The following is a 4970-nucleotide window of genomic DNA, read 5'->3' as shown; positions in this document are numbered from 1 at the left end:
TCCTGACGGTCGAGCATGCCGGACAGGCGCAGACCCTCAATATCACGCTCCCCGCGACCGGGGCGGTAGCCCAATCCTTCTACTGGCCCGCACCATGACACTCTCCATCCAAGCCCTTTACGACCGGCTGCAGATCGTACTCGCGGTCCCCGACGACGCCGAGATTCATGGCGTCAATACGCTCGACCAAGCCGGCTCGCAGGACCTGTGTTTCGCCGAAGAGGTCAGCCAAGCGGATGCCGTGGCGCGCAGCGCGGCTGCGCTCGTCCTGGTCGGCGAGGGCTTTCCGGAGGTGCTCGGCAAGCGGCTGCTGCGCGTTGCCGAGCCGCGCAATCTCTTCTTCGAGATCGCGGATTGGTTCGCGCCGATCGCGGCGAGCCAGGGTGTTCATCCGAGCGCCTCGGTTCACCCGACCGCTCGGCTCGGGGAGGGGGTGGAGGTCGGTGCAGGTGCGGTCATCGATGCCGATACCTGCGTCGGCTCGGGTTCGCGGATCGGTCCGGGGTCTTATCTCGGCATCGGGGTGCGGATCGGCAGCGACTGTCGGATCGGGCCCAACGTCAGCATCCTGCGCGACTCGACCTTGGGCGATCGCTGTATCCTGCATCCGGGTGTTCGGATCGGCGGCGACGGTTTCGGCTTCCGCTGGGACGGGACGGCGCACCGCAAGATCCCGCAGCTCGGGCGGGTGGTGATCGAGGACGATGTGGAGATCGGCTGCAACAGTTGTGTCGACCGGGCCACGCTGGGCATAACGCGCATCGGGCGGGGCACCAAGATCGACAACCTGGTCCAGGTCGCCCACAACGTCGATATCGGTCCGCACAGCATTCTGGTCAGCCAATCCGGCGTCGCGGGCAGCTCGAAGCTCGGGCAAGGCGTCGTGGTGGCCGGGCAGGTCGCGATCTCGGATCACGTCACCGTCGGCGACGGCGCACGCATCGGCGGGCAAGCCGGCGTCGTCAAGAATATTCCCGCCGGTGTAGCCGTCTTCGGGACACCCGCGCGTCCGGTCAAGCAATCCCTTCGCGAAAGTGCAGCCCTGATTCGCCTTCCCGCGTTGCTCAAACAGGTCGAGCGCCAGCAGCAGACGATCGAATGCCTGGAACGCCGGCTGGCGGACTTGGACGGCACCTCCTTGAAGGCCCGATCCCTAGCGGACTCATCCGCGAGCACCCCATCCCCTGCAACACCGTCAGGTGCCGGCAGCGATTGATATCAATGGTTTGTATGTGACAGCTCAATGACGGTCGAATCGCTTTTCCGGGTGATATTTGCTATAAACCTTGCGGTTTTATCACCAAAACGACCGATGAACTGAGGAGATCCAATGTCCTTCAACGCGTTGATCCCGCTGCTGCTCGGCATGTTCGGGCTATGGGCGGCCTACTATATTTACAAGCTGGTCTTGGCCTACCCCGAAGGGGGCGACAAGATCAAGGCGATCGCCGACGAGATCCATCTCGGCGCCATGGTGTTCATGAAGCGCGAGCTGATGCTGTTGGGCACCTTCTGCGTCGTGGTCCTCGTGCTGCTGACCTGGTTCTTGGGATGGAAGACGGGGCTGGCCTTTGTCGTCGGTGCTGGTGCGTCTGCAAGTGCCGGTTTTCTCGGGATGTTTTCGGCGACCAGGGCCAATGTGCGCACCACCACGGCCGCACACACGCTCGGTGCGCCCGCGGCCTTGACGGTCGCCTTCTACGGCGGCTCGGTCATGGGTCTTTTGGTCGCCTCGCTGGGTCTCTTGGGTCTGGGTTTCCTCTATCTTCTCTTCGGCGGTAATCCCGAGGCATCGCACGCCATTCACGGCTTCGGCGTCGGCGCCTCGTCGGTCGCTCTTTTCTATCGTGTCGGCGGCGGCATCTTCACCAAGAGCGCCGACGTGGGCGCGGATCTGGTCGGCAAGATCGAGGCCGGAATCCCCGAAGACGATCCACGCAACCCGGGCGTCATCGCCGACAACGTCGGCGACAACGTCGGCGACGTGGCCGGTATGGGCTCGGACATCTTCGAGTCCTATTGCGGTGCGCAGATCGCGACCATCGCGATCGCCGCAACCATGTCGGCCACGACCCTGGCTGTGCTCGGCGCGCAGTCCTCGCTGATGTTCCTGCCTCTGGCTCTGGCCTCGGCCGGTCTGCTCTGCTCGATTGCGGGTATCTTTCTCGTCAAATCCGTCTCGGCCAACAAGCCGGCCACTGCGCTTCGCACGGGCACCATCGGGGCCACGCTGCTCTTCATCCTTGTCTCTTTCCTGGTCGTGTGGATGATCGATGTGTCCAACCACATCTGGTGGTCGGTCCTCGCCGGTGCGGTCGGCGGCATCATTATCGGTCTGGTGACCGAGTACTACACCTCCGCCGCGCCGGTGCGCCGCATCGCCAAGTCGGGCGAAACGGGTCCGGCAACGGTCATGATCTCGGGCTTGGCCGTCGGTATGCAGTCGGTCGTCATCCCGGTGCTGACCATCGCCCTGATCATCTATGTCTCCAGCCACATGGCCGGTCTCTACGGCGTGGGTATTGCTGCGGTCGGTATGCTGGCCACGGTGGGTATCACCATGGCGATCGATGCCTACGGCCCGGTCGCGGACAACGCCGGCGGGATCGCCGAGATGGGCGGTCTGGGTGCGGAGACCCGCAAGATCACCGACTCGCTCGACGAGCTGGGCAACACCACGGCTGCGATCGGCAAGGGCTTCGCGATCGGTGCCGCGGCATTGGCCGCCTTGACCATCATCGCCGCCTACATCGAGACACTGCATGTTCTGATTCCGGATTTCACCTTGAGCCTGGGTGATCCGGACGTCTTGATGGGCATGCTGATCGGCGGTGCGATTCCCTTCCTGATCGCCGCGATCACCATGACCGCGGTCGGCGATGCCGCCTTCGAGATGATCAACGAGATTCGTCGGCAGTTCCACGAGATCCCGGGCCTTCTCGAAGGCACGGCCAAGCCGGATACGGCCCGCTGCGTCGACATCGCCACCACGGCGGCGATCAAGAAGATGATCCTGCCCGGCGTCATCGCCGTCAGCGCGCCCGCGGTCGTCGGCTTCGGCATCGGTCCGGAGGCATTGGGCGGCATGCTCGGCGGCGCCCTGCTCGCCGGCGTTCTGCTTGCTCTCATGATGGCGAATGCCGGCGGTGCTTGGGACAACGCCAAGAAGTTCGTCGAAAAGGGCAACCTCGGCGGCAAGGGCTCGACCGTGCATTCCGCCACCGTCGTGGGCGACACTGTCGGCGATCCCTTCAAGGACACCTCCGGTCCCTCGATGAACATCCTCATCAACGTCATGGCCATCGTCAGTCTGACGATTGCACCGCTGCTGGGCTGATCGCGTCCGGTTCGGTGTTTGGCAAGGGGCCTTAAGGCCCCTTTTTTGTGCGGCGGTTGCGTTTGCGGCTGCTCGTGCGAACAAATTCGCACCTACGGTGCTGAACCTGTTCAACCGCGAGGTCGTGGGCTGGTCGCTGAAGCCGCGCATGACGGCCGATCTCGTCACCGGCGCACTGCCCATGGGTTGGTTTCATTGCAAGTCGGCCCTGGGCCGGGATCACCATTCCGATCTGGTGAGCCAGTGCGCCAGTCATGTCTTCCGGGCCAAGCTGGCGCAGTACGGGATGGTCTGTTCGACGAGCCGCAAGGGCGATCGTTGGGGCAATGCCCCGACCGAGAGTTGGTTCAACAGCTTCAAGAACGAGCGGGTCTTCGGGAAGTGCGTCGCAACCCGCGATGCCATGAAGGCCACCGCCTTCGAGTCCATCAAGGTGTTCTACAACCGCAAGCGTCTGCATTCCACCCTCGGTTACACTTCCCCGATGTCGTTTCCGAAGGACTTGATTAACCCTGGAAAGGGAGAAAAGCAGGTCGCATGAACCCGTTCCCTTGGAAGACGAAAAACCGAGGGAATCTCATGAAGGCCATGACTTGGAGATCACGTCAATCAACCAGGAGCCACGCCATGCACAACACTTGCCTTGACCCGACCACAACCGCTCGCCTGCACGCCCTGGCCACGCTGACCGGACGCCCGGAAGCCGACCTTCTCCGTGAAGCGGTGGCGGCGTACCTGGAGGACGTGGAGGACATTCGCGCGGCAGAGGAATCCCTGCGCGAGATCGAGAGCGGGGGCAAGCCGCTGACATTGGACGAGCTGGACGCGTACCTCGACCGTGACCTGGCGCGTTGAGGTCGCCCCGCGAGCGGTCCGTACCCTGGCCGGGCTGGACCGGGCGGCACGCACCCGAGTTCGACGCTTCCTGTCCGAACGCCTGGAGACCGAAGCCGACCCGCGACACCTCGGTCGGCCATTGAGCGGACCCTTGGCCGGTCTGTGGCGCTACCGTGTCGGGGATTACCGGCTGATCTGTCGCATCGAAGACGGCCGTTGTGTGGTCCTGGTGTTGGAGATCGGGCATCGGCGCGAGGTTTACCGATGAGCCGGGAGCCGTCTTGGCCTGCGAGACGCTTGATCGACGGATCCGAGGAAGCTTGGTTCGGCCAACTGAGAAGGCGTCAACCTTCACGCCCTGGCTTCGTTTCCTCCGAAGGTCCGCGCGAGGGAGAGGGAGGGTTCGCGAAGGTGCCGATACCGCACGACTGCGGCACCTGACCGAATCTGCATGAGGGAGGCCGCGCCTGCTAACGCCGGGATCCTAAGGGCAGGCCGAGGCACTATGCCGAGCAGCCATGCTGAGCGGATCACTCCACGGTATTTCAGAGGGTTGTGCTAGCTGTCTGAGTTTATGGTGCCCAGGGGCGGAATCGAACCACCGACACGAGGATTTTCAGTCCTCTGCTCTACCAACTGAGCTACCTGGGCTTGCGCGAAGGGGCATATTAGACCGGACCCCCGGGTTTACGTCAAGCCTGGGGTGGCCGGTAATCCGGCGGCGGGGCGACGCCGGCGCCGAAGAAGAAGCTTTCCATCTGTTCTTCCAGGAATTTTCGGGACTTGGGGTCCATGG

At 63.6% G+C, this 4970-nt stretch carries 5 protein-coding genes, 1 tRNA gene and 1 pseudogene; 5 read left to right on the top strand and 2 right to left on the bottom strand.

The window, feature by feature from the left end; genetic code table 11:
* Positions 1–94 precede the first annotated feature (94 nt).
* The 5 genes and pseudogenes from lpxD to VLR48_RS13405 all read left to right on the top strand — a co-directional run bounded on the left by lpxD (position 95) and on the right by VLR48_RS13405 (position 4442).
* On the top strand, positions 95–1216 hold the full coding sequence (lpxD, locus tag VLR48_RS13425; RefSeq protein ID WP_325292280.1) for a UDP-3-O-(3-hydroxymyristoyl)glucosamine N-acyltransferase: 1122 nt from the start codon (positions 95–97) through the stop codon (positions 1214–1216).
* A 114-nt stretch (positions 1217–1330) separates the two neighbouring features.
* Positions 1331–3337, top strand: a complete 2007-nt coding sequence (locus VLR48_RS13420; protein WP_325292279.1) for a sodium-translocating pyrophosphatase — start codon at positions 1331–1333, stop codon at positions 3335–3337.
* An 85-nt stretch (positions 3338–3422) separates the two neighbouring features.
* Positions 3423–3878: pseudogene (locus VLR48_RS13415) on the top strand (IS3 family transposase); the annotation flags it as partial.
* A gap of 86 nt (positions 3879–3964) precedes the next feature.
* A complete protein-coding gene (gene relB, locus VLR48_RS13410; RefSeq protein WP_325292278.1) occupies positions 3965–4192 on the top strand; it encodes a type II toxin-antitoxin system RelB family antitoxin in 228 nt (75 codons plus the stop codon).
* Complete coding sequence (locus tag VLR48_RS13405; protein WP_325292277.1) at positions 4176–4442, top strand: type II toxin-antitoxin system RelE/ParE family toxin; 267 nt, start codon at positions 4176–4178, stop codon at positions 4440–4442. The genes relB and VLR48_RS13405 overlap by 17 nt, the downstream gene beginning before the upstream one ends.
* 307 nt (positions 4443–4749) lie before the next feature.
* On the opposite strand, the gene VLR48_RS13400 is transcribed toward VLR48_RS13405, so the two are convergent.
* Positions 4750–4825, bottom strand: a tRNA-Phe gene (locus tag VLR48_RS13400).
* 41 nt (positions 4826–4866) lie between these two features.
* Positions 4867–4968, bottom strand: coding sequence for a Fe(2+)-trafficking protein (locus VLR48_RS13395; protein ID WP_325292281.1), 102 nt, complete (start codon positions 4966–4968; stop codon positions 4867–4869).
* Positions 4969–4970 lie beyond the last annotated feature (2 nt).

Origin of the sequence: Thiocapsa sp. (assembly GCF_035467215.1) — a bacterium.
In the GTDB taxonomy this organism is placed as follows: domain Bacteria; phylum Pseudomonadota; class Gammaproteobacteria; order Chromatiales; family Chromatiaceae; genus Thiocapsa.
This window is presented reverse-complemented; position numbering and strand designations above follow the sequence as displayed.